Annotated in this window: 20 protein-coding genes, 1 pseudogene and 1 riboswitch; of the genes and pseudogenes, 8 read left to right on the forward strand and 13 right to left on the reverse strand. The window is 34.6% G+C overall.

Annotated features, from left to right (window positions below):
- The first annotated feature begins 279 nt into the window (after positions 1-279).
- The 4 genes from QQZ16_RS00765 to QQZ16_RS00780 all read left to right on the forward strand — a co-directional run bounded on the left by QQZ16_RS00765 (position 280) and on the right by QQZ16_RS00780 (position 5,231).
- Entirely contained in the window at positions 280-996 is a 717-nt protein-coding gene (locus QQZ16_RS00765; RefSeq protein ID WP_235250564.1) for an IspD/TarI family cytidylyltransferase, read from the forward strand.
- Entirely contained in the window at positions 989-2,014 is a 1,026-nt protein-coding gene (locus QQZ16_RS00770) for a ribitol-5-phosphate dehydrogenase (RefSeq protein ID WP_235250554.1), read from the forward strand. The genes QQZ16_RS00765 and QQZ16_RS00770 overlap by 8 nt, the downstream gene beginning before the upstream one ends.
- An 85-nt stretch (positions 2,015-2,099) precedes the next feature.
- The gene (locus QQZ16_RS00775; RefSeq protein WP_235250694.1) at positions 2,100-3,248 is read left to right on the forward strand and encodes a CDP-glycerol glycerophosphotransferase family protein; all 1,149 of its coding nucleotides are present in this window, start codon (positions 2,100-2,102) and stop codon (positions 3,246-3,248) included.
- Between the two features lie 93 nt (positions 3,249-3,341).
- Entirely contained in the window at positions 3,342-5,231 is a 1,890-nt protein-coding gene (locus tag QQZ16_RS00780) for a CDP-glycerol glycerophosphotransferase family protein (RefSeq protein ID WP_235250545.1), read from the forward strand.
- A 271-nt stretch (positions 5,232-5,502) separates the two neighbouring features.
- Here the strand turns inward: QQZ16_RS00780 and gloA2 are convergent, their stop codons facing one another.
- Together gloA2 and galE are read right to left on the reverse strand one after the other, a co-directional pair.
- Positions 5,503-5,892 (reverse strand): SMU1112c/YaeR family gloxylase I-like metalloprotein, encoded by a 390-nt coding sequence (gloA2, locus tag QQZ16_RS00785; protein WP_235250535.1) that lies wholly within the window; start codon positions 5,890-5,892, stop codon positions 5,503-5,505.
- Between the two features lie 97 nt (positions 5,893-5,989).
- On the reverse strand, positions 5,990-6,952 hold the full coding sequence (gene galE / locus QQZ16_RS00790) for a UDP-glucose 4-epimerase GalE (protein WP_235250526.1): 963 nt from the start codon (positions 6,950-6,952) through the stop codon (positions 5,990-5,992).
- Between the two features lie 469 nt (positions 6,953-7,421).
- Between galE and QQZ16_RS00795 the strand changes: the two genes are divergently transcribed.
- Entirely contained in the window at positions 7,422-11,033 is a 3,612-nt protein-coding gene (locus tag QQZ16_RS00795) for an alpha-amylase family glycosyl hydrolase (RefSeq protein ID WP_235250692.1), read from the forward strand.
- 47 nt (positions 11,034-11,080) lie between these two features.
- On the opposite strand, the gene QQZ16_RS00800 is transcribed toward QQZ16_RS00795, so the two are convergent.
- A complete protein-coding gene (locus tag QQZ16_RS00800) occupies positions 11,081-11,824 on the reverse strand; it encodes a WecB/TagA/CpsF family glycosyltransferase (protein ID WP_235250518.1) in 744 nt (247 codons plus the stop codon).
- A gap of 255 nt (positions 11,825-12,079) precedes the next feature.
- A riboswitch (cyclic di-GMP riboswitch) is annotated at positions 12,080-12,166 on the forward strand.
- Between the two features lie 26 nt (positions 12,167-12,192).
- Here QQZ16_RS00800 and QQZ16_RS00805 point away from each other — a divergent pair.
- Complete coding sequence (locus tag QQZ16_RS00805; protein ID WP_109767414.1) at positions 12,193-12,336, forward strand: anti-repressor SinI family protein; 144 nt, start codon at positions 12,193-12,195, stop codon at positions 12,334-12,336.
- Between the two features lie 278 nt (positions 12,337-12,614).
- Here the strand turns inward: QQZ16_RS00805 and QQZ16_RS00810 are convergent, their stop codons facing one another.
- The 4 genes from QQZ16_RS00810 to QQZ16_RS00825 form a co-directional block, all read right to left on the reverse strand.
- The gene (locus QQZ16_RS00810) at positions 12,615-12,761 is read right to left on the reverse strand and encodes a hypothetical protein (protein ID WP_155986808.1); all 147 of its coding nucleotides are present in this window, start codon (positions 12,759-12,761) and stop codon (positions 12,615-12,617) included.
- A 14-nt stretch (positions 12,762-12,775) separates the two neighbouring features.
- Positions 12,776-13,117, reverse strand: coding sequence for a single-stranded DNA-binding protein (locus QQZ16_RS00815; protein WP_031540392.1), 342 nt, complete (start codon positions 13,115-13,117; stop codon positions 12,776-12,778).
- A gap of 265 nt (positions 13,118-13,382) precedes the next feature.
- On the reverse strand, positions 13,383-15,119 hold the full coding sequence (locus tag QQZ16_RS00820; RefSeq protein WP_235250508.1) for a phospho-sugar mutase: 1,737 nt from the start codon (positions 15,117-15,119) through the stop codon (positions 13,383-13,385).
- Positions 15,120-15,289: 170 nt separating this feature from the next.
- Complete coding sequence (locus QQZ16_RS00825; protein WP_235250500.1) at positions 15,290-15,796, reverse strand: cupin domain-containing protein; 507 nt, start codon at positions 15,794-15,796, stop codon at positions 15,290-15,292.
- A gap of 799 nt (positions 15,797-16,595) precedes the next feature.
- Between QQZ16_RS00825 and QQZ16_RS23200 the strand changes: the two are divergent.
- Together QQZ16_RS23200 and QQZ16_RS23205 are read left to right on the forward strand one after the other, a co-directional pair.
- Positions 16,596-16,787: pseudogene (locus tag QQZ16_RS23200) on the forward strand (HAMP domain-containing protein); the annotation flags it as partial.
- A gap of 30 nt (positions 16,788-16,817) precedes the next feature.
- On the forward strand, positions 16,818-17,738 hold the full coding sequence (locus QQZ16_RS23205; protein ID WP_446715442.1) for a methyl-accepting chemotaxis protein: 921 nt from the start codon (positions 16,818-16,820) through the stop codon (positions 17,736-17,738).
- A 191-nt stretch (positions 17,739-17,929) separates the two neighbouring features.
- On the opposite strand, the gene QQZ16_RS00835 is transcribed toward QQZ16_RS23205, so the two are convergent.
- From QQZ16_RS00835 to QQZ16_RS00860, 6 genes are all read right to left on the reverse strand, one after another.
- Positions 17,930-19,399, reverse strand: coding sequence for an MFS transporter (locus QQZ16_RS00835; protein WP_284560983.1), 1,470 nt, complete (start codon positions 19,397-19,399; stop codon positions 17,930-17,932).
- Positions 19,400-19,520: 121 nt separating this feature from the next.
- Positions 19,521-20,150, reverse strand: coding sequence for a cysteine hydrolase family protein (locus QQZ16_RS00840; protein ID WP_031540399.1), 630 nt, complete (start codon positions 20,148-20,150; stop codon positions 19,521-19,523).
- Between the two features lie 56 nt (positions 20,151-20,206).
- On the reverse strand, positions 20,207-21,241 hold the full coding sequence (locus QQZ16_RS00845) for an ABC transporter substrate-binding protein (RefSeq protein WP_284560984.1): 1,035 nt from the start codon (positions 21,239-21,241) through the stop codon (positions 20,207-20,209).
- A gap of 56 nt (positions 21,242-21,297) precedes the next feature.
- Positions 21,298-22,158 carry an ABC transporter permease gene (locus QQZ16_RS00850; protein WP_284560985.1) on the reverse strand — a complete coding sequence of 287 codons (861 nt, stop codon included), beginning with the start codon at positions 22,156-22,158 and terminating at the stop codon, positions 21,298-21,300.
- A gap of 23 nt (positions 22,159-22,181) precedes the next feature.
- Entirely contained in the window at positions 22,182-22,952 is a 771-nt protein-coding gene (locus QQZ16_RS00855; protein WP_109767437.1) for an ABC transporter ATP-binding protein, read from the reverse strand.
- A gap of 139 nt (positions 22,953-23,091) precedes the next feature.
- Positions 23,092-23,484, reverse strand: a complete 393-nt coding sequence (locus QQZ16_RS00860) for a Na-translocating system protein MpsC family protein (protein WP_285846403.1) — start codon at positions 23,482-23,484, stop codon at positions 23,092-23,094.
- Between the last annotated feature and the right edge of the window lie 20 nt (positions 23,485-23,504).

The raw sequence follows: 23,504 nt of genomic DNA on the forward strand, positions 1-23,504 counted from the left end.
GGTGTTGGGCATAATTGCCCTTCACCTCTATTTTTTATAAAATTCTTATATTAAAATACAAGATAGTTCCAATTACCTAAAATCTTCCTCCTTCTAGATATTAGATATTAATAATACAGCCTATAGTAATTCTAAGTATTACGTTTCCTTTAAATCCTAGGCTATTTGTTGAAATGACTCGAAAAGAAGTGTATATTAAGTTTGATTTATGTAAATTATTGATTACAAAATAATATAAAAAAGTTAGAATTATTAAGTATGTAAAAGGAGTATTAAATTATGATATATGCTGAAATACTTGCTGGTGGTAAAGGAACAAGAATGGGGAATGTAAGCATGCCAAAACAATTCCTTCCATTAAACGATAAACCTATCATTATTCATACAATCGAAAAATTTTTATTAAATGATCAATTCGAAAAAATAATCATTGCCTCACCAAGAGAATGGATTAATTACACGAATGATATTATTAACAAATTTATCGATAAGCGTGACCGTTTAGTTGTTATTGAAGGTGGAGAAGATAGAAATGGGACCATTATGAATGGTATCAAATATGTAGAAGATACATTCGGATTATTCCATGATGATATTATCGTAACCCATGATTCCGTTCGACCTTTTATCACACACCGTATTATAGAAGAAAACATTCAATATGGTCTTGAATTTGGTGCTGTTGATACCGTTATTTCTGCTATTGATACAATTGTTGAATCAGAGGATGGCGAGTCTATTTCTAATATCCCTGTTCGAGATTTTATGTACCAAGGACAAACACCACAAACATTTAATATGAAGATGCTTAAAGAACATTATTATTCCCTGTCTTCCGAGCAAAAGGCGATTCTTTCTGATGCATGTAAAATTTGTGTCTTGAAAGGAGAAAAAGTGAAGCTTGTTACGGGTGAAGTATTTAATATTAAAATTACTACACCTTACGATTTAAAAGTAGCAAACGCTATTATCCAGGAGAGTATAAACCATGATTAATCAAGTATATCGTCTTGTTTCTCCAAGACAATTTGAAGTTACCTACCAAGATTTTTCATTAAAATCTGATATGATTGTTGTTCGACCAACCCACCTCTCTATTTGTAATGCAGATCAACGTTACTATACAGGTTCACGCGGCAAAGAGGCGATGGCAAAAAAACTTCCTATGGCTTTAATTCATGAGGGAATCGGTAAGGTTGTCTATGATCCAAAAGGTGAATTCGCTAATGGAACAAAAGTAGTGATGGTCCCTAATGACCCTACTGAAGAAGATCCTTTTATTGCAGAGAACTATTTACGTTCAAGTAGATTCCGATCTAGTGGTTACGATGGATTTATGCAGGATTATGTCTTTTTAAATAGAGATCGTTTAGTTGAAATCCCAGAAAATATGAATCCATTTGTGGCGGCTTTTACTGAGCTTATTACGATTGCCATGCATTCTATCACTAGGTTTGAATCGAGATCACATGTCCGCCGCAATACGTTTGGCGTATGGGGTGATGGGAATTTAGGATTTATAATGTCATTAATATTAAAGAAAAAATATCCAGAAAGTAAAGTGATTTCCTTCGGGAAAACCCAGTATAAATTAGATCGCTTCTCTTTTGTGGATGAAACCTATTTAATAGATGATATCCCAGAGTCAGTAAAAATAGATCATGCCTTCGAATGTGTTGGTGGCTTAGGTAGCCAATATGCTATTAACCAGAGCATTGATTTAATCGTTCCTGAAGGTTCTATTTCTATTCTAGGTGTATCTGAATATCCAGTAGAAATTAATACTAGAATGGTTTTAGAAAAAGGGATAACTATGATTGGTAGCAGTAGAAGTGGACGTGCTGATTTCCAAAATACTGTTAACTTATATAAAGAATTCCCAGATATTGTCGATTACTTTTCCACACTCATTGGAGAAGTCCAAACAGTCACATCTATTCAATCCATTATTGAAGCTTTTGAAAAAGACTTAACTGCTTCATGGGGAAAAACAATTATGGAGTGGAAAATATAAAGTGAGTGAATTTATTTTAAGTAGACTAGAAAGGTAGATTGATTTGAGAAAAATAAAATTACTACCTACTGTATTAATGAAAGTAATGATCAAAATTACCTATCTCTTTTTTTCTATTATATTTAAAGTGAATTCGAAGAAAATAACGTTTGCTTCGACACGATCAAATGTAATAAATGGAAATCTAATGTATATTTACCAGGAAATCGAAAACAGAAACAAAAATTATCAATTAGTAAAATCTTTTTTTAAACTAAATAATTCACTCCTAGGTAAACTACGCTTTTTTTTCCATATAATAAGGGAATGTTACCACTTAGCAACTTCTAAATATTTTATTATAGATGATTATCATTACTTGGTTTACCTTATAAAACCTCGGAAAAATACAGAAATCATTCAACTCTGGCACGCTTGTGGAGCATTTAAGAAATTTGGTATGAGCCTAGTAGGGAAAAAATATGGTCCAAGTAAGGATTATATAAAAACGATTAAAATACACTCAAACTATTCAAGAGTGTATGTAAGCTCATCTGAAGTGATTCCTTACTATTCAGAAGCTTTTAATATGAGTGAAACAAGAGTTTTCCCCCTTGGTGTTCCTAGAACAGATTATTTTTTTGAAGGAAATAGAAAAGAAGAAGTACTTAATAGATTTACAAGTAAATTTGGACCACTTACAGGTAAACGATTGATTTTATATGCCCCAACCTTTCGAGGAAAAAGCTATCAACAAGAACAATTTGTAAGTCCAATTAACTTTAGATTACTTAAGGATCAATTAGAGAAAGATTCAGTAGTGTTAGTGCATTTACATCCATACATGTCTTCTAGCTTTCAAGTAGATGAAGATTTACATGATTTTGTTTTCCATATTGCTGATGGCTTTACAATTGAGGAATTGCTTTTGATTACGAATGTCCTTATTACTGATTATTCTTCTATTATTTTTGACTATAGTTTGTTAAATAAACCCGCGGCATTCTTTGCTCACGATTTAGAGGAATATATGCTAGAAAGGGATTTCTATTATGACTATGATTCACTAGTGCCAGGACCAATTTTACAAACGACTGATTCCCTTGTAAATTGGTTAAATGATGGATCCTTTGACGAGGAAAAAATGATTGCATTTAAAAACAGATTTTTTGATTATTCTGATGGACAGGCTTCCAAAAGAATAGTCTCTCATCTGCTCTCACCTTTAACTAAAGAGGATATTCCCCGGCTATAAATTCATAGAAATCGGAATATCTATACACCCTTGTCAGTTTAACTTCCTTTCACTGACAAGGCTTTATTTTATGAAAGCTAAGGAGATATAAGTATGTTAAGAAAGATTGTTCGAAAGTTAAGAAGAAGACCGTCTTCTGAATCATCTGGGACTGTAGTCCGTGATGAGTTAGAATTTAGTATTGATAAGCCCGTTCAAATAACGGAAGATCGCATTATCATTCAAAAAGAAAAAATAAGTGAATCGCTTCCTGTCCTTAATGAAATCGCTGGAAAAATCGAAGAACATATTCCACGTCGTAAAATTACTCAATTAAATTGGAATGGGCCAATCATGGAAATTGAAGGCTATTTTTTCTTAGAGAATATTCCGATGACGAATGAGGATTTAGTGAAAAAGCGTTTGATCTTATTAAGTACTAGTGGTTTAAAGGTTTCTATCCCTTTACAGGATGTTCTTGTAAAAGAGATAAAAACAAATGATTCTATTGATAATAAATATAGTTGGGCAGGCTTTCGCTCTAAAGTTAACTTTGCAACCATTACATCCCATAATAGACCACTACCTGAGGAAGACTATCGCTTATTTTTAGAATTAGAAGTACATGTACTAGGCGATAAAGTATATAAAAAGTCATTTCCTTTAGGAAATATTGAGCATTTTCTTGATAATGGCTTCCATTCTGCAAAAATGGAGTATTTTACTGCCAAAAAGGAAATGAAGTACAATCTTTTAGCTACATATGATTTACCATTAAAAACATTAAAAATTACCTCATCAAAGCTAAAGGATTTAGATCCTTCAGTAATGGGATTAGATGCGGATTTAAAGCAACGTGGGGTTGTTTATCGTGTTGTATATAAATGGTGCTTTTCTTTAACATACAAATTGTGTAAGTTATTACCTTTACAAACAAGAAAGATTATTTTTGCATCTGATAGTAGAAGTGAAATGAGTGGAAACTTCCAATTTGTATACGATGAATTACTTAAAAGAAATTTAAACTATGACTACCATCTTCTCTTAAAAAAAGGAGTAGATGAAAAAAAGAATTACCGAGAAATATTCAGCTTAGCATATCATTTAGCTACAGCAAAATTTATTATTCTTGATGATTTTTATCCAATGATCTATCCACTTACTATTAGAAAAAATGCAGAATTAATCCAATTATGGCATGCGGTTGGTGCCTTTAAAACGTTTGGATTTAGTCGCTTAGGACGTCCAGGTGGACCTTCGCCAAAATCAAAAAACCATCGGAATTATACAAAAGCCATTGTTAGCTCTCATAATGTTGCTAAGCATTATGCAGAAGGATTCGGAATTGATATAGAAAATGTCATTCCAACAGGTATTCCAAGAACAGATGTCTTTTTCGATAAAGACTATCAAGAAGAAGTAAGAAATAACCTATACGAAGAATTTCCATTTTTAAAAGGAAAAAAAGTAATCACATTTGCCCCTACTTTTCGTGGAAATGGACAAATGTCAGCTCACTATCCAATGGAAGTATTAAATTTGGAAAAGCTATATAACGAATTGAAGGATGAGTATGTATTTCTATTTAAAATTCATCCATTTGTAAAAAATGAATTTAGTATTCCTTATCAATTTAGTGATTTCTTTTACGATTTTTCTTCCTATCGAGAAATCAATGATTTATTATTCATTACGGATATCTTAATTACTGATTATTCATCTGTATGTTTTGAGTATGCTCTATTAAATAAACCAATGATATTCTTTGCGTATGATGTGGAAGAATATGTACAAACTCGTGACTTCTACTATGACTATCATTCCTTTATTCCTGGACCACTTGCTAAAACGACAGAAAGAATGATCGACATTATTCAAAAAGAAGATTTTAAAATGGAGAAAATAGAGCCTTTCGTTAAGTACTTCTTTGATGATTTAGATGGCAAAGCCACGGAACGTGTGGTTGATCAGCTTATTATCAATAATTTTAATGAGTTAATTTAAGAATAAGCCCTCCTAGCATTTCTCGCTATGAGGGCTATTAATTTGTTAGCCGACATTTCTCGGGAAATACTTGTCAGCTTTTGTTGATAATTTTGGTGTTTTCAATGAAAATAAACGCGGTATATATATACTACAAGGAATAAATAGTAGAAAGGATGATAAATATGAAAATAAAAGCTGGAAGCTGGAAATTACTAAGTGCTCAAGATAAGCAGTTTATTTTACAAACCGTTTGTACCCTTTCTCAATATAAAGGAAAGGCTCATGCTAATTAGACCTCATACAATTCAATAGGTAACCCATCAGGATCTGCAAAAAATGTAAACTTTTTGGCCGTAATTGGATCGATCCGAATTTCTTCAACTCTTATATTATTCGATTGTAAATACTGTACAGTATCTTCTATATTATTCACTTCAAACGCAATATGACGTAAGCCAGCTGCCTCAGGATAACTCGGTCTTTTCTTTGGATTTGGAAAGGAAAATAGTTCAATTTGATAGCTATCATTTACCAAGAGATCTAGCTTATAGGACTCTCTTTCTTCCCTATATATTTCATTTATTGGTGAAAAACCTAATAGATTAACATAAAACTCTTTAGAAACTTTGTAATTGGTACAAATGATAGCTATATGATGAATACGATTTACCTTAAACATGTATAGTACCCCTTTTGTTTAGAATAGATTGACAAGCTAATATATAAACATTTACTAGAAAAAAGCGAAGAAATACATCATTTCTTCGCCACTCCTATTATTTATTATGCCATTTCCAGGCACTTTCAATAATTGTCTCTAAGCCTCTTTCTGCTTTCCAGCCAAGTTCGCTGAATATCTTCTCTGAAGAAGCAACTAATCTTGCTGGGTCTCCTGCTCTTCTATCACTAAGGATGACATTGGCTTCTCTACCAGTAACCTTTTCACACATTTCAATTACTTGCTTAACAGAATAGCCTACTCCATTGCCAAGATTATATGTTTCTGCTTCTTTTGTTTCCTTTAATAGAGCTTCTAGCGCTGCTATATGGGCATTTGCTAAGTCTGTAACATGAATATAATCTCGGATGCATGTTCCATCTTCTGTAGGATAATCTGTGCCAAATACAGAAATAGACTCTCTCTCTCCTAATAATTGTTGAAGGATAATTGGAATTAAATGCGTTTCCGGATCATGATTTTCCCCAATCTCACCAGATACATGGGCACCTGCTGCGTTGAAATAGCGTAACACAACATAATGAAGCCCATAAGCCGAATGGAAATCAGCTAAAATTTGTTCAACCATTAGCTTTGATCTACCATAAGGATTGATAGGAGATGTTACCGAGCTTTCTAAAATAATTTCCTCTTTAGGAATTCCATAGGTAGCTGCCGTTGAAGAGAAAATAAAGTTTTTGACATTATGTTTTAACATGACATTTAATAATGTTAATGTATTTGCAACATTGTTTTCATAATATTTATATGGATCTTGAACAGATTCGCCAACTAAACTATATGCTGCAAAATGCATGACTGCTTTAATTGGATACTTAGTGAAAATCGATTCTAAATCTTCGACATTCCCTAAATCGCCTTTCACAAAAACCGCACGGGAATCCACTGCTTCCTCATGACCAGTAGCAAGATTATCTAATACTACCACTTCTTCTTTTTCCACTAAATCTTTTACTAGATGGCTTCCAATATAGCCAGCTCCCCCTACTACTAAAATCATATATAATTCTCCTTTAATTTTCGTTTTATACTCTTTCTTATATTATCACATTTTTTACCAATATTATCTCATAATGATTAATTTACTTTATCTCCGAGAAGGATATTTTGTACTACTCTCCTATCTAATCTCCAAAAAATAAGAATAGAAATTCATTATACTTTACTAATACTCTATCACTTTTTCAGATTAATTCTAAAAAATACGAAAAATGCTATTGTCAAATATATAAATACATAGTATCCTTAAAAAGAAAACGTTTTCAAACCGATTCACACGTACTAATTTAACTATAGCTTCCCTCTTGCTATTTTATGCAATCGTTTTCACTACAAAAGTCACATCACTACATATTTTCAATAAAGTAACTTTATTTTTCTTTAGGCAATCGTTTTCTTTAACTTTAATAGGTAGTTACAGATTCTACTCTGTTTCTCATAAAAAATCGAAAGGAGAATGTTTTTTGAGTATGAAAAAGTATCCTTATCTTTCACTATGTTTAATAGTTCTACTTATTTTTAGCAGCTTTGGAGGGTACCTTCCAAGTACAAAAGCACAAGCAGATAGTTTACTAGAATCTCCGCTCATCAGTGCTGACAAATCAGTACAGTTTTCCTATGATAATGCAACTGCAAAGGAAGTTAAAGTTGCAGGAAGCTTTAGCGATTGGCAAAACGGAGCATTATCAATGGAAAAGGACGAGAATAATCGATGGTCACTTACTGTTCCAAATCTTGAAGCAGGTGTGTATCAGTATAAATTTATTGTAGACAATGAATGGATTACAGACCCCGCTAATAAAGAGCTAGCAGATGGCAATAGCAAACTTATCGTGCCTGGTTTAAATCTTGATTTACTTCCAGTAAAGGTAGAGAAAAATACATCCTATCCTTTAGAAGCGAATCTAGTGAAAAAGGATGGTTCCATTCAAAAGATTTCACAGCTTACATGGTCACTGAAAGAAATAGTAGAAGGAATAGAGCTTATAAATGGGCAACTGATTGTTCATGAAAATGTGAAAGCAAATGATTCCTTTATCCTTGTTGCTGAAAAAGATGGAGAAAAAGTGGAAAAGAAAATCGAAATAGTGGGAGACATGTATACGTACACTATTAACTACTATCGTTTAGATGAAAATTATGAAAAATGGGATTTATGGATTTATAATAGTGGACTACAAGATGGAGGATTTTCTTTTACAAAAGAAGAAAATGATCCTTTTAAGTTTATAAGTGGCGAATTTTCTTTTCCTGAAAAGGATATAACGATAATCCCTCGTAAAGGAAACTGGGAAACACAAGATACAGAAAACACCATTGCCATTGCCGAAGGGAAACAGATGGCAGAAGCATGGATAATTGAAGGGCTAGATACCGTTTTTTACTCTAAGGAGGAAGCTATTAAGGCGATAGAAGATTTAAAAGGTAATCATTATGAAAGACGACATATCCAGTTTATGTATGACCGAATGGATCAAAATTATACAGATTGGAATGTCTGGGTTTGGGGGACTGGAGTAAAGGATGATCAAATAGACTTTGACCAAAATCTCCATGGAATGGCTACCGCGACTATCAATGTAAGTGAAGTAACGCAAAGTGTCGGATTTATATTACGAAAGGGTGAAAACTGGGACACTGCGATTAAAGAAGGAAATGGGGATCGCTATATTCCTTTAAATAAAACAGATTTGATAACAAAGGTTTATGCTACTAGTGGGCAAGATGATCTTTATATCGTTCCAGAAGTAACAGGTCCTGTGTTAACGGATGGTAATGCTACTTTCTATTATAGAGATAAAGAATTATATACTAAAAACGAAATGGAAAAAATCGAGAAAGTTGAATTACAATTCAATGGTAAACGTTATAAGATGACAAATGAAACAAAGAATGAACGTTATTCATATACTCTTGAAAATATTCCCGAAGGCAACCATCCATATTCTTTTATTGTCACAATGAATGGCGTTGAAACCGAGGTTACTGATCCATACAATACGATTGATGGACTATCCACTCTTGCTTATGAAAAGCCAGATATGACTATTCATGCAAGTATCCAACCAAAAGAAGTAACTTATAACGAAAACGCTGTACTATCTGTTGACTATAATCAGAATAAAAATTCAGATATTAGAGAAGTTTATGCTGATTTACGAGCTATTGGTGGAAAAGAAAAAGTAGGGATCAACCCGCAATTAAATGAACTCACTATTGCAATTGATCAAGCTACTACTACTGGGGTAAAAGATATCCCTGTAACGATTATAGATGAGTATGGAAACATCCATACAGTTAAAGCAGAACTCACAGTGAAAGCAAGACAATCTGTAGGAAAAGATGATTTCGACTGGGATGAAGCAAGAATTTACTTTATGCTTACAGATCGTTTCTTTGATGGAGATTCCTCCAACAATGATCCATATAACATCGGCTACGATTCAAGCAAGCCTGGAACGTATCATGGTGGTGACTTTAAAGGGATTACCCAAAGATTAGATTATCTTGAAAACCTAGGAATCAATACAATTTGGATTAATCCTATTGTGGAAAATATCCAATATGATGTTCGCTATGATAATCCAGATACCCCTTATTATGCCTACCATGGATATTGGGCAAGTAATTTCGAGAAATTAAATCCTCACTTTGGTACAATGGAGGATTTTCATGAATTAATTGATGCAGCACATGAACGAGGAATAAAGATCATGGTCGATGTTGTTGTTAACCATGCTGGCTATGGTTTAAAAACAAATGATGCAATAAATGATGGAAAGATTGCCAACTTCCCGACACAGGAAGATAGAAATCGTTTTGCTGGTATGTTCCGTGATGGCGGTACCGATACCGTACAAGGAGAGCTATCAGGACTACCTGATTTATTAACCGAAAACGAGGAAGTACGAAAACAAATAATCAATTGGCAAACTAGTTGGATTGAAAAATCGAAAACTGCCAAAGGAAATACCATCGATTATTTCCGTGTTGATACAGTAAAACATGTGGAAAATACAACATGGATGAGCTTTAAAAATGAATTAACGAAAATAATGCCAAGCTTTAAATTAATTGGCGAGGCTTGGGGAGCACAGGTTAATGATGACCAAGGCTATTTAAATTCTGGAATGATGGATTCCCTATTGGATTTTGATTTCAAATATTTGGCGCGAGATTTTGCAAATGGCGATATCATACGCGTACAAAATGCTTTAGAAGAAAGAAATAACAAGCTTTCAAATACCGGTACATTAGGACAGTTTTTAGGTAGTCATGATGAAGATGGCTTTTTAGAATCTGTAGGTGGCGATGTCGGTAAGCTAAAGCTGGCAGCAGCTTTACAAATTACAGCAAAAGGCCAGCCCGTCATTTACTACGGTGAAGAATTAGGCCTGTCTGGGGCAAATAATTATCCTTACTATGATAACCGATATAGCATAGATTGGAATGTAACAGAAAATAATGAGATTCTAGCGCATTATACTAAACTATTAAATACTAGAAAAGAATACTCTGACGTTTTTTCAAAAGGAACTCGCTCTCAAATATCTGGAAGTGATGTAGAAGGTTATTCTGTATTTAAGCGTGAATACTCCAATCAGCAAGTATTTGTTGGATTAAATACAAAGGAGACTGCAACCGAGGTAACCTTTAAGATTCCATTTGCGGAGGAAGCAGTCGATTTATATTCTGGTAAAACGTATCCAATTACAGATAGTCAAATCACAGTTATCCTCCCTTCTAGAGATGATGGTGGCACTATTTTATTAGTAGATGCGAAGAAAGCAAGGCCGACTCAGCCTGCTATACCAGAAACTCCTGAAACATCTGAAGAAATAGATACAGAAACTCCTCCTGTATCTGATGGGAAGAACACGGAAACACCTGTTTTAGAAGATTCAAAGCAATCTGATTCTCAACTAGTTTCAGAGCCTACAGAAAAGCAAAATATAGGAAAAGGCGAGTCACTACCTAATACTGCAACTGCCTCCTATAACCTTGTTTTAATCGGTTTAGGTCTCCTACTTATTGGAGCAATAATTGTACTTGTGCAGAGAAAGAAGCGAGCCTCTAATTAAAAATAAAAACCTGCCTGATAAAAGGATTATCTCCATCAGGCAGGTTTTTATTTTGTTTTTCTTTGCTTATAAATAGAGTTGAAAAAGGCAACATGCCCAACAACATTTCGTTTCCATAGTCTTTTCGGTTCTTTCCCCATTCGATACAGCCATTCAAGCCGAAGATCGCGGAAAATTTTCGGAGCTCTTGCAACTTCTCCAGAGGAAAAATCGATAAAAGCGCCTACAGCCATCGTAACAGTACACTCCAGTTTCGAACGATATTCATTAATCCATTGTTCCTGTAAGGGCATCCCAAAACCAACCAAAAGGATATCTGTTTTACGATTGTTAATTTGATCAATTATATCTCCTGTACTTTCTTTTGGAAAATACCCATCTTGATTCCCTACAAACAGGAGATTCTTGTATTGTTGTTGCAACCGCTCTTGAGCTTTTTGTGCAATGCCAGGCTTAGCGCCTAAAAGAAACACTCGATATTGGTTACTCTTCTCTTCATTTAATGATTCAAATAATGCAGGGATAAAATCTGTACCGTTTAAATTTTCCTTAAAAGAAAAGCCAAAAAGCTTAGCACCCATTTCGATACCGATTCCATCATTTAACAATAAATCTGCATTATTTAACATATAGCGATATTCCGAATCCTTTTGTGCAATATTATATCCATGGTCATTTAGAAAAAAAATATCCGATGCAATTTTTTTCTCCAGTTTTTCTTTTATATATGTAATAGCTTCTTTTGAGCCTAAAACATCTACTTTTAAATTTCCTAGCCATTTCTTATCCATTTTGTATCCCCTAATGAGAAAATTTTTAAAAAGCCCCTTTCTATTATATAAAAATTGTCTCCTAGAAACAATTAAGGCTAGTGATGGTTTACTCGTAACATTTCTAAAGGAAAAAAGGCTTGCATTCTATTTTCTCAACAACCCTTCTATTAAACAGAAATATTCACTATGCATATGTTGAAATATGTCGAAAGATTGTATATGAAAAGGTTGTTAACATTAGCACAATAGTGATAAAATTTTACTTGTACAATTATCAGATAAAGGCAAACCATCTGAAAGGGTGGGACGCAAAGCTTCAGGTCTAAGGTAGATTTTTACTATGATGGCTGGGTCACCTTATATTCTCTATAAGGAGGTTAATTATCATGATTAATTTGTTTCCCACAGATGTTTTGACGAAAAGTAATTTGGACAGTGAATGGATAACACTCATAATGGAGGCAAAAAAGCAAGGCTTCACCCAAGAAGAAGTACGTGCCCTATTAACAATATTAGAAGATAGCAATTGAACACAATATCAGAATATTCAATAATGATAACGTTTTAGCCTTAATTATTTTTAAGGTTATTTTTTTTGCAAAAGCATAAGCCAATGTACCTTTCATGCCGCCTTTACATACAATAATATTGTTCAATAATTCACAAAAAAAGCGCCTCATTAGGCACTTTCAAAAAAGAAGGATTTCTTGGGGGAGTTTATTGATTTTTTCTATTAAAAGATTGATTGTTTCAAATGAATTTTGAAACGGAAAGATAATGGGTGTGAGTAGTGTATAGGGTGAAAGTCTTAAGATGTTGGGGAAGTACGCGAGATGTTTTCCATGTGAATAATATGTTCTAATTGCTTTATTCTTCTATTACATTGTTCTAATTTTTCATTTGTCTTTGCTTGCATTTTAATTAATGTAACCATTAAATCTGGTGCATTATTCACCATCCTTACCTCCTTTACGGAATGGTATGTTCCACTTTTTTCGGATCCAAGAAACGAACAGATTCGGCAATTACTTCTGTCACATAGACCTTTTTTCGATCCTGGTTTTCGTAATTCCTCGTATGGATCCTGCCAGTAATACCAACCAGTGAACCTTTATTACAATACTGTGCTGTATTTTCTGCCACTTTATTCCACAAAGTACATAGGACAAAGTCGGCATCGTAATCGCCAGCTTGATTTTTATAGTTTCTATTTACTGCGACAGTAACATTCACTATAGACGTTCCTTCTTGTGTAACTCTTAGCTCTGGATCCTTCGTTAGCCTTCCTACTAAAGTAACCTGATTAATCATCTTTTCCCTCCTCTCTATTATAAATTAGTTAAATCATACTATTAAGGATGAAGATTGCCAAATGTCGAAATTTCAAGTTTTGTCACTATTTCGACATAAAACATCGAATTTTCGCCTAGGCCATTTTTGCATTTTTAAACATAAAATAGCTTTAAACTTTAATTTTTGCATTTTTTTAAAAAACCTAAAAAAATCTCTTCTTCCGATGCATATAAAGCATCGGAAGAAGAGATTGATAGTTCTTTTTAGTTATACTCAATTAGTTTTACTTATTATATCCAGCGATTACAGTGTTCACTTGTTCCATAACGCCTGCCTTCAATGCGCTCAGCTTACTTGTGCTTTCTTCTAAAGTAAAACTATTTACACTAAAGTAGAACTTAGCTTTCGGCTCTGTTCCTGATGGACGTAAGCAGAACCATGAACCGTCATCTAGATAATATTTGATTACATTGGACTTTGGTAAATCAATCAATGTTTCTGTTAAGCCTTCTTGACGTTGACTTGTTAAATAATCTTCTACTGCAACAACATTTAAGCCATTAACTTCTTTGATTGGAGCTTTACGGAAAGTGTCCATAATATAAGCAATTTGTTCTGCTCCATCTTTCCCTTTCAATGTTAAGGACTCTAATCCTTCTTGATAGTAGCCGTACTTTTCAAAGATTTCTAGTAAACCTTCGTAAAGTGTTAAGCCTTTTGCTTTATAGTATGCAGCAACTTCTGCAGCAAAAATAGCAGATTGAACAGCATCCTTATCACGAACAAAATCACCAATTAAATAGCCATAGCTTTCTTCATATCCAAAAAGGAATGTATGCTCATGTGTTTGTTCGAATTCCTTAATTTTTTCACCAATAAATTTAAATCCAGTTAATGTATCAATTGTAGGAATTCCATAAGCTTTGGCAACAGTGCGCCCAATTTCAGATGTTACAATCGTTTTGATTACAACACCATTATCAGGAAGAATGCCTTTCGCTTTCTTCTCTGATAGTAGATATTCAAGCATTAATGCACCTAATTGGTTTCCTGTTAGAACCGTGTATTCTCCACTTAAATCTTTAACCGCAACTCCTAATCTGTCTGCATCTGGATCTGTTGCTAGAAGAATATCCGCATCGATTTCTTTGCCATAACGAATCGCAATTTCAAAAGCGGCATGCTCTTCTGGATTTGGCGATTTTACAGTTGAGAAGTTTGCATCAGGTAATTCCTGTTCTTTTACAATCGTTACATTTTCAAATCCGAATGCTTCTAATCCTGCACGAACTGGCTTGTTTCCTGTACCATGTAATGGCGTATAAACTATTTTTAAATCCTTTGCTTCTGGCAAACGATTTAATTGAATTGTCTTTAATTGTTCTACATAGGCAGCATCTACATCTGCACCAATATATGTCAATAGTCCTTTATCTAATAGCTCTTTTTCTTCTAAAACATCTATTGTAAGCTCGTCTTCTACTTCATTTACATATTTAATAATGATATCTGCAGCCTCAGGAGGAAGTTGTCCACCGTCTTCTCCGTATGCCTTAAATCCATTATACTCAGGAGGATTGTGACTAGCGGTAATCACTACTCCAGCAAATGTATTTAGATAGCGTACAGCAAAAGATAATGCTGGTGTTGGACGAAGTTCTTCAAATACATAGGATTTAACTCCAAGCTTCCCTACTACTTTCGCAACCTCTAAAGCAAATTCTGGAGATTGATGACGGGAATCATACGCCACAGCTACTCCGCGTTTCATCGCTTCTTCTCCTTGTTCTACTATGTATTTCCCTAATCCTTCTGCTGCTTTACGAACAGTATAAATATTCATTCGGTTAATACCAGGCCCTAATTCTCCACGCATACCGCCAGTACCAAATTCCAAATGCTTATAAAAACTGTCCTCCAGCAACTTATCAGATGTTTGTAATTCTGTTAGTTGCGCCTTTAAGTTAGCTTCTAATCCTGCAAAACTTGTCCACTTTTCTACGATTTCTTTATAAACCATTGTCGCTGTTCTCCCACCTTTTAAATTAATGTGACGATATATCTTTTACATTACCTAAAATATGTATATAAGTAAAGATTTTTTAAAAAGCGCTTTTATGGAACCAATATCTCTGAGTAGTCCTTAATACCTACAGTGATAAGGGTTCCATAAAGATTATCTTCAAAAAATTATTTTTTTCTCCACATTTTTGCAAGAGGACCACTTTCCCCATAAACAGGATCTGCAACAGGGAACACGGCATTTTCGATTTCCTCCTGTACCCCTTCCAAGTCCTCCTCCACGTCTTTTTTGAGATTATACTCTACTCCATTAGGATATGCCCCAACCACTTCAAAGTCTGGTGAAGCAGATAATTTTTTATGACCTGTTCCAGCTGGAAGCAATAAAATATCTCCATGCTTTACAATAAGCTTTGATCCACCTTCCCCACCTATTTGTAATAAAACAGATCCTTTTTTAATACCAAGTACTTCATGTGCATTGCTATGATAATGATGGTATGGAAAAACTCCATTCGTCCAACTATTTTTCCAATTATTTAAATGAAAAACTTTTTCTATATTTTCCTCCTTATTCTCCATTGCCCTTTTATAATGTAAAGCAGGCAAATAAGGGTGATTTGGTATATATCTATTTTGTTCGAAATAATACATTGTAATATCTGGATTAGCCATTGGATGTACACCTCTCTATCTATTGATACTACTGTATACCCCTCTTTTTCCTAAATCATTCCTTTAGTTAGCAACACTAAAATCCAATGATTCTATTGAATTATTACCGCTTTTCTTTTTATTCCGACTTCTTTTTTTCTACTAAAAATTAGAGGATTTTCGTCGATATAAAGCGATGTACATTAAGTTGCTAGATTCTTTTGAAAAGCTTAATAAGTCCATTTCATCTTATGCGTGTTATAAAAGAAAGGAGAATAACATGAGAACATCCATTAAGCAGAAATTATTAGCAAGTTTTCTGATTGTTTCTATTTTATTTATGATTCTGTCCTATTATTCTTATAGAAGTACAAAGGAAACTGTAGAAAAATATGATTATTTAATCGAAACAGTTACAGAATTACGCTCTATCTCAGAAAAAATCAACACAAATGCATCTAGACAAATTGCAAACGTAAGAGGTTATTTTGTCTATGGAACCTCTGATTACAAAAACAGAGTAAATGGAGCAAGCAGTAATATTGATACTTTTGTAGACAATGGGATTAAAATCTCTACCAATGCAGAAATAGAAAAACGATTAAATGAATTAAAGACTTTAAATAAAGAACTTACACATAAGGCTAACGCACTGATGAATAGCATTACTCCTTCTCAAACTGCTTTAGATGAGGTTACTACACTATCTGATAACTTATCACAACAGGCTGAGACCTTAAATATTTTGCTGACAAATGATGTCTTGAATCCAGAAATTGAAAGTGCTCAAACACACTCTAAACAAAAAATGTTATTTGTTATGATAGTTAGTGTTTTCGTTACTGCTATTTCTTTAGCTATTGGTTTCCTACACGCTTCTCTTATTACGAAGCCGATTCAAAGTTTGAAAACAAATATGCAGAAAGTTGCTAAAGGGAACTTACATACAGATAAATTCTCTATTAAAGCAAAAGATGAAATTTACTATTTAAACGAGGCTTTTGAGCAAATGAAAGATAATTTATCGCTCATGATTTCCAATATGACAGATAGCTCTACTCTTGTGGCAGCATCCGCAGAACAATTAACTGCAAGTGCAGAACAATCGAGTAATGCATCTGCTACAGTCGCGTCCTCTATACAGTCTATTGCTGAGAGCAATGAGCATACCATTGCTAAAATCTCTGATAACAAGCTCGCCCTAGATTCGATTCTTGACGGAGTGGAGGCAATTAAGGAACGTTCCTTGCATGTATCTGCACTATCACAAGCTGCTTTTACAAATGCAGAAAAAGGAACGAAACAAGTTCATGATAATTTGAATCAAATGGAGTTCATCTATGACTCTGTTCAACGTTCCAATTCGATTATTGCCGCCTTGGCTGATCGATCAAATGAAATTGGAAAAATGATTGAATTAATAAGCAATATTGCTGACCAAACAAATCTATTAGCATTAAATGCTGCCATTGAAGCTGCTAGAGCAGGGGAAAATGGGAAAGGATTCGCAGTTGTTGCTGATGAGGTTCGTAAATTAGCGGAGCAGTCACAAGCATCTGCACAAGATATTTCACAGTCCTTACATGGAATTCAGCAGGATACATCTGAAGCAGTCACCATGTTGAATGAGACATTGGATAAAGCGAAGACAGGAGTAAGCATATCAACCAATACCGTTGAATCTTTCTCCATCATTGTATCAAATACGCAAAAAGTAGCTCCAGAAATAGAAGAAGTTGCCCTAACAGTTGCCAAGATTACGACACAAATTGAAGATGTGGTGGAGGTTGCTAACGAGATTGCCATTCTTTCTAAAGAAAATGGGAGTGGTACAGAAGAGGTTGCCGCTTCTACAGAGGAGCAACTCGCATCCATGGAAGAAATTAAAGCATCTGCAGAATCTTTATCTAGTATGGCCGATGAATTAATGGATATTGTATCACAGTTTAATCATAAAGAATAAATCTAAATATGAGGTGAAAGGAGTATAGGACAATCTGTTCCATACTCCTTTTTTGGGGAACTAAATTGAATTGGTTTGGCTGATATAACTTTATTTTGGCTGATTTCCCCTTGCTTTTGACTGATATATTCATAAGGTTGGCTAATATAATTAAAAATTAAAGCAAAATTCACAAGAATCCACATAATTTTTTAAGAAAAACCTCTTTCATCATCTTTACCTCGCAAAATAGAATAAAGAAAGTAAATACCAATCAACACTAAAAGGATAAACAAAAGTAGAAATAAATAATGGAAACCTAGCATTACTGCCTCGAATTCTGAGCGCTTTGTATCATTCATCCAATCTGTTATCGTGCCATCTAGCCATGTATTCATAAAGGTAATCGCAAGTGCTGTTCCGATAACCATTCCGATATTACGAAGCAAAGCAATCGTACTGCTCATCATTCCCAAATATTGCAGGGGAACATATAGCATCATAATGCTGTAATTCGGTGTGGTTAAAATCCCCATTGAAAAACCTAATAAACTAAACAAAATAATTAATGTTGCTAAAGATGTTCCTGGTGTTAAAAAACTAAGCCCAAGCATGGTCATACATAATAGTCCTAAACCAATTACTACTACCTTTCCCCCGCCAAATCGGTCTGATAATGATCCACTTATTGGACCGAGTACTGCAAGAAATAATGGATAACACATTAATAAAAGTCCTGATTGATCTGCTGAGAATCCTAATACGCCTCGTAAATAAAACGGCATAATGACAGTAGAAGCAAACGCTGCACAATAGCTCGCCATTAAAATCAACCCACCTGCTTTAACGATTGGGGAAGAAAAAATGGAGGGCTGTATAAAGGGATGCTCTTCCTTCCTGCTATGGAAAAAAAAGAAAAGAAAACATGCAACACTAACACATGCTATTCCTAATAAATATACCTTATAAACACCCTCCCCTATTGAGTTAAGTACAAAAACAAACGAAACAATCCCTATCCCAAAATAGATGCTCCCCTTATAATCAAAACTGGAGTTCTGAAAGCTCTTATCCCTCGGCACAAATTTTTGTGCCAAAAAATAGGCTCCGATGCTTATTGGCACAACGGTCCAAAATAACATATGCCAAGAAAATGCTTCGATAAAGAACCCACCAACGGAAGGACCTAATAAAGCACCTATTCCAACAGAAGTACTAATAATGCCAAGTGCCTTTCCCCGATGTTTTTCAGGATAGGCATCTGTTACAATTGCCATATTAACGGCCTGTAACATGGCAGCACCACCACCTTGGATAACTCTCGCAATAATTAAAATGGGGATACTTGATGATAACGCAGAACCACATGCCCCTACGGCAAAAATAAGATAGCCCATATTATGTATACGTTTTTTTCCAAATTGATCAGCTAATTTACCCATTAGCGGTAAAAATAGCATGATGGATAGAAGATAGCCATTGACAATCCATTGTGTGATAGATAGCTTTGCAGAAAAATCAATCGATATATCGGTTAAAGCAATATTGACAAAGCCTGCAGAAAAATGAGATAAAAAAGCGCCTGTACATACAGATAACAATAAAAGTATCGATTGATACTTTTTATCCTCTGCTTTTGGCTCATTCCTTACCTCCAAATAGCTTATCTTGTTTTTAGTCATTTGAATCATCCTTTGTGGTGTTGAACATCTGCATATTTTTAATTGTGAGTATATTAGGAGAGAATCATTCTCTCCTATATACATTTTACTACTACTAAAGTAATCAAAATCTCGAATGAATTCATTCACTTCCAACAGGTATAGCATGAATAGATTGGATAACTTCATTACTAGTAACAACTGTACCAAAAAACTGATTGATGGTTTGCAATGTCATATTGTGTGCCTCTCTTGAGAAGGCTGCTGTACAGTCAGATAAGAAAATAACATCATAATCAAGCATGAAGCCATCTCTTGCTGTTGATTCCACACAAATATTTGTACTAACCCCTGCCATTAAAAGTGTCTCGATTTTCAAGGCTCTAAGTACGGAATCCAATCTTGTATTAATAAATGCACTGTATCGATGTTTTATCACAATAACATCATCATTATCTGGTTCTAATTGATAAAACTCCGCTCCCCACGTATCCTTTCTACATAAGTTTGTTTGATTCTTTCCTTTTAATCGTTTAATCCACGTTTCCGAATCCGTACTATTCTCATGGATCGTCTGGATATATATAATAGGAACATTTTCCTCTTTCATAGTTGCAATCATATTTTTTAGATTAGGCATCATTTCTTCGACCATGGAAACGTCCAAATCCTGTTTAGCCAAACATCCTTCTTTATGACAATAATCATTCTGAACATCAACAATTAGTAAAGCACTATGTTGTGGATTCCATTCCAACTTCATCTGTTTCATCCTTTCAAGTCAAATTCACTTCTACTCTTTTTACCGTATTTTTAAGCAATTTTCGTTTATTGGGAAAGTGCCTCTACAAACTGCATGTCAATTAACTCATCATAACTATAGCCATTTGTGTAAACGCCTGTTTTTTCTACAACTTCCATTGGTTTCGCAAGCGCTTCTTCCGTTATAAATCCATCTATACTCCAAAGGCTATCTGCATAAGCTCGATCAAGTGAAGCCTGTAAGCTATCTTCTGAGGTAGAAGGAAACTCCTGTTTTAAGATCTCCAGTGCCAATTCATGATCCTCATCAATCAACTTTAATCCTTTCATAACAGCACTTACAAAGCTATTTACCGTCTCTGGATCTTCTTCTATAGTTGATTTTTTGACACTTAAAACAGAATATGGATAATCTCCAAGACTTGCAAAGCTGTAAAATGGTTCGGCCCAGACATCTTTATTTATTCCTTCTGTAATTTGTGGTTCTGCTCCATTTGCGATGTCAGCTTGACCAGATTCCACTAAAGAGACGACAGCACTAGCATCTGCTGGTTCTTCTAGTTTGACATCTTTTTCAGGATCTAATCCTACATCCATTAATAACCAGCGAGTTAGTAGGTTGGGACTTCCACCAAATCGCCCAGCCGCAATGGTTTTACCTTTTAAATATTCAGCAAGGCTCTCCTTACTAGTATTTGTTATTGTTTGTTCTGTATCCGCCATTAGGTAGACATTCGCTCGGTTTACGACATTTACTACAGAAACAATCGGGTCAGAGTTACCTGTGTTTGCCATCTGATTTGATTCTGGACCACCGATATTTCCCCACGCATCCCCACTTACTACTGAAGTAACATGTGCTCCTCCTGTTGCTGTAATGACTTCCACCTCCAGCCCCTCTTCTTCAAAAAAGCCTTCTCGAATCGCTGCATATAATGGTAAATAGCCAATTAAGTGAACTGGTTCTGCAATAACAAGCTTTTTTGTTCCACTTTCAGACTTTTCTTCTCCACTTGTACCTTCTGATGAGGAACATCCACTTAAAATCATTAAAAGAAGCAACAAATAAATTCCAGCTTTAAAGAAAACACTTTTTTTCATTTCCTTTTCTCCCCCTCTATGCATACTTTTTATATCCTTAATTAATCCTAAAATCGTTACTCTCTTATTCTTCGTCCTCTTAATAAACGTTTTTCTAGCCATACGGTGCCAACATACATCAGTACAGATAGAATGGATAAAACAACAACCCCTACCCAAACTAAATTAATATTCATAATCTGTCCCGCATACAAAATCATTCGACCAATTCCTTGTCTAGAACTAATAAATTCGCCTACGATTGTACCTGCTAACGCTAATGCAATATTAATTTTCAAACTACTGACAATCCATGGCATCGCAGACGGGATAACGACTTTCGCAAAAATATGATGTTTTTTGGCTCCTAAAGAAAAAAGCATTTTTTCTAAATCAGAATCAACACTCTTCACCCCACTATGTGCCGCAATGGCTGTGACAATAACCGTCATCATAAATGCCAAAACAACCTTTGAACTAAAACCAATTCCAAAAAGAATGACTAATACCGGAGCCAATGCTAATTTCGGAATGGCGTTAAAAGCAATTAAATAAGGCTCCGCTATTCTGGAATAAAAGTAGGACCACCAGAAGGATAATCCAAGTAATGCCCCAAAAAAAGTCCCAAATAGAAACCCTAATATCGTTGCTCCTGATGTATATAGGAGGTCGCTCCATAAAGTCCCTTCCGTAAAAGCAATAAGGCCTGTTTCCCATATGATCGATGGGCTGCTCCAGTAATAAGCATCAATGATTTTCCACTTTGCAAACAACTCCCAAAGAACAAAGCCAAAAATACCGATTAAAAGCTGCCCAATAAGCGTAATCCGTTTCCTTCTTCTCTCCTTTAGCTCTTCATCCTCAATAAGAATGGATGAGTCTATCTCTTTCACTTTCACCTTATGCGGCAATATGATTTGCTCTGGATTGTCACGCATGTCTAACTCCTCCTTTATGTAAATTATTTTTCTAAGACTACTTCTTGCTTTAATAAAGCAAATAAATGCTGTTTTAAATCAATAAATGCTGGTTGTAATAACGTTTGTTCATTTCGTGGTCTTGATAAATGTACATCTACCTTTTCCTTAATCCGTCCAGGTCTCGGAGATAGAACATAAATCTCATCTGACAAATAAATCGCTTCATCTATGTCATGGGTTACAAAAAGAATCGTTTTCTTAAAATCAGTCCAAATATTAAGAAGCCATGTTTGCATCAGCAACCGAGTCTGTGCATCTAAGGCACCAAAAGGTTCGTCAAGCAAAATGATATCTTGATCGTATAAAAGGGTTCGCAATAATGCTGCTCTTTGTCTCATGCCGCCAGATAATTCATCTGGATAATGATGTTCAAACCCACCTAAGCCATATTTTTGCAGAAGGGGCATTGCTCTTTCGATCGCCTCTTTCTTGGTAACTCCCTTGATTTCCAGTCCTAATATCACATTTTGCAAAATACTTCTCCAAGGTAGTAGCAAATCTTTTTGAAGCATATAGCCTACATTTCCATTTTTTCCGACGATATTCTTGCCATCGAGAAGCACTTCACCTGTCGTTGGCTTAATAAGCCCTGCAATTATATTAAATAACGTCGATTTTCCACAGCCACTCGGACCAATTAAACTGATAAATTTTCCTTCTTCGATTTTTAAATTGGCATCCTTTAAGGCAACAACCTCTTTCCCTTCTTTTTTAAAAATTTTATTCGTTTGGCGAACCTCTAGTTTATACATAGTGAAACTCCCTTCTTTCCTTTGAATTGCCATTATATATACACTTGCTTTTTCCAAATAAAAAAACCGCCAGAATTTACCGAGCGTAATCGCTCAGTCTAATTCTGACGGTTTTCCTGCTCTCTTAAATAGAGTTCATTTAACCAGCCAAATAGGATTCAATTTTGTTTTCCAACAAAATAATTGTTCCACTAATTTCTCTCATGGAATCATAGTCCTTTAATATTAGCTGCACATTAAAGTGCAGTTTTTCTTCTAAATTACGCAAAAGCAGTTCCTTGTATTTATCAATTAATAGACGATCAATGATCTCCGCAAGGTTATCACTTGAACTTTCTATTATTTCTAGTACAGGAATACGTTTATGCTTAGCAATAATAATAATTTTATTATCCATTAAACTAATCTGCTGTTCGGTAAGACCAACTTTGAAAATCAATTGATTCACAAGATTGTTTTCCCTCATGATGCTTTGCTTCAATTCTCCTAGTGTTCTTGGTAGTTGATCAACTAAAATGATTATCACCCCCAATAGATATAGCAGAATGAATG

The sequence above is a fragment of the Bacillus sp. T2.9-1 genome (genome assembly GCF_950097965.1).
Lineage (GTDB): Bacteria > Bacillota > Bacilli > Bacillales > Cytobacillaceae > Niallia > Niallia hominis.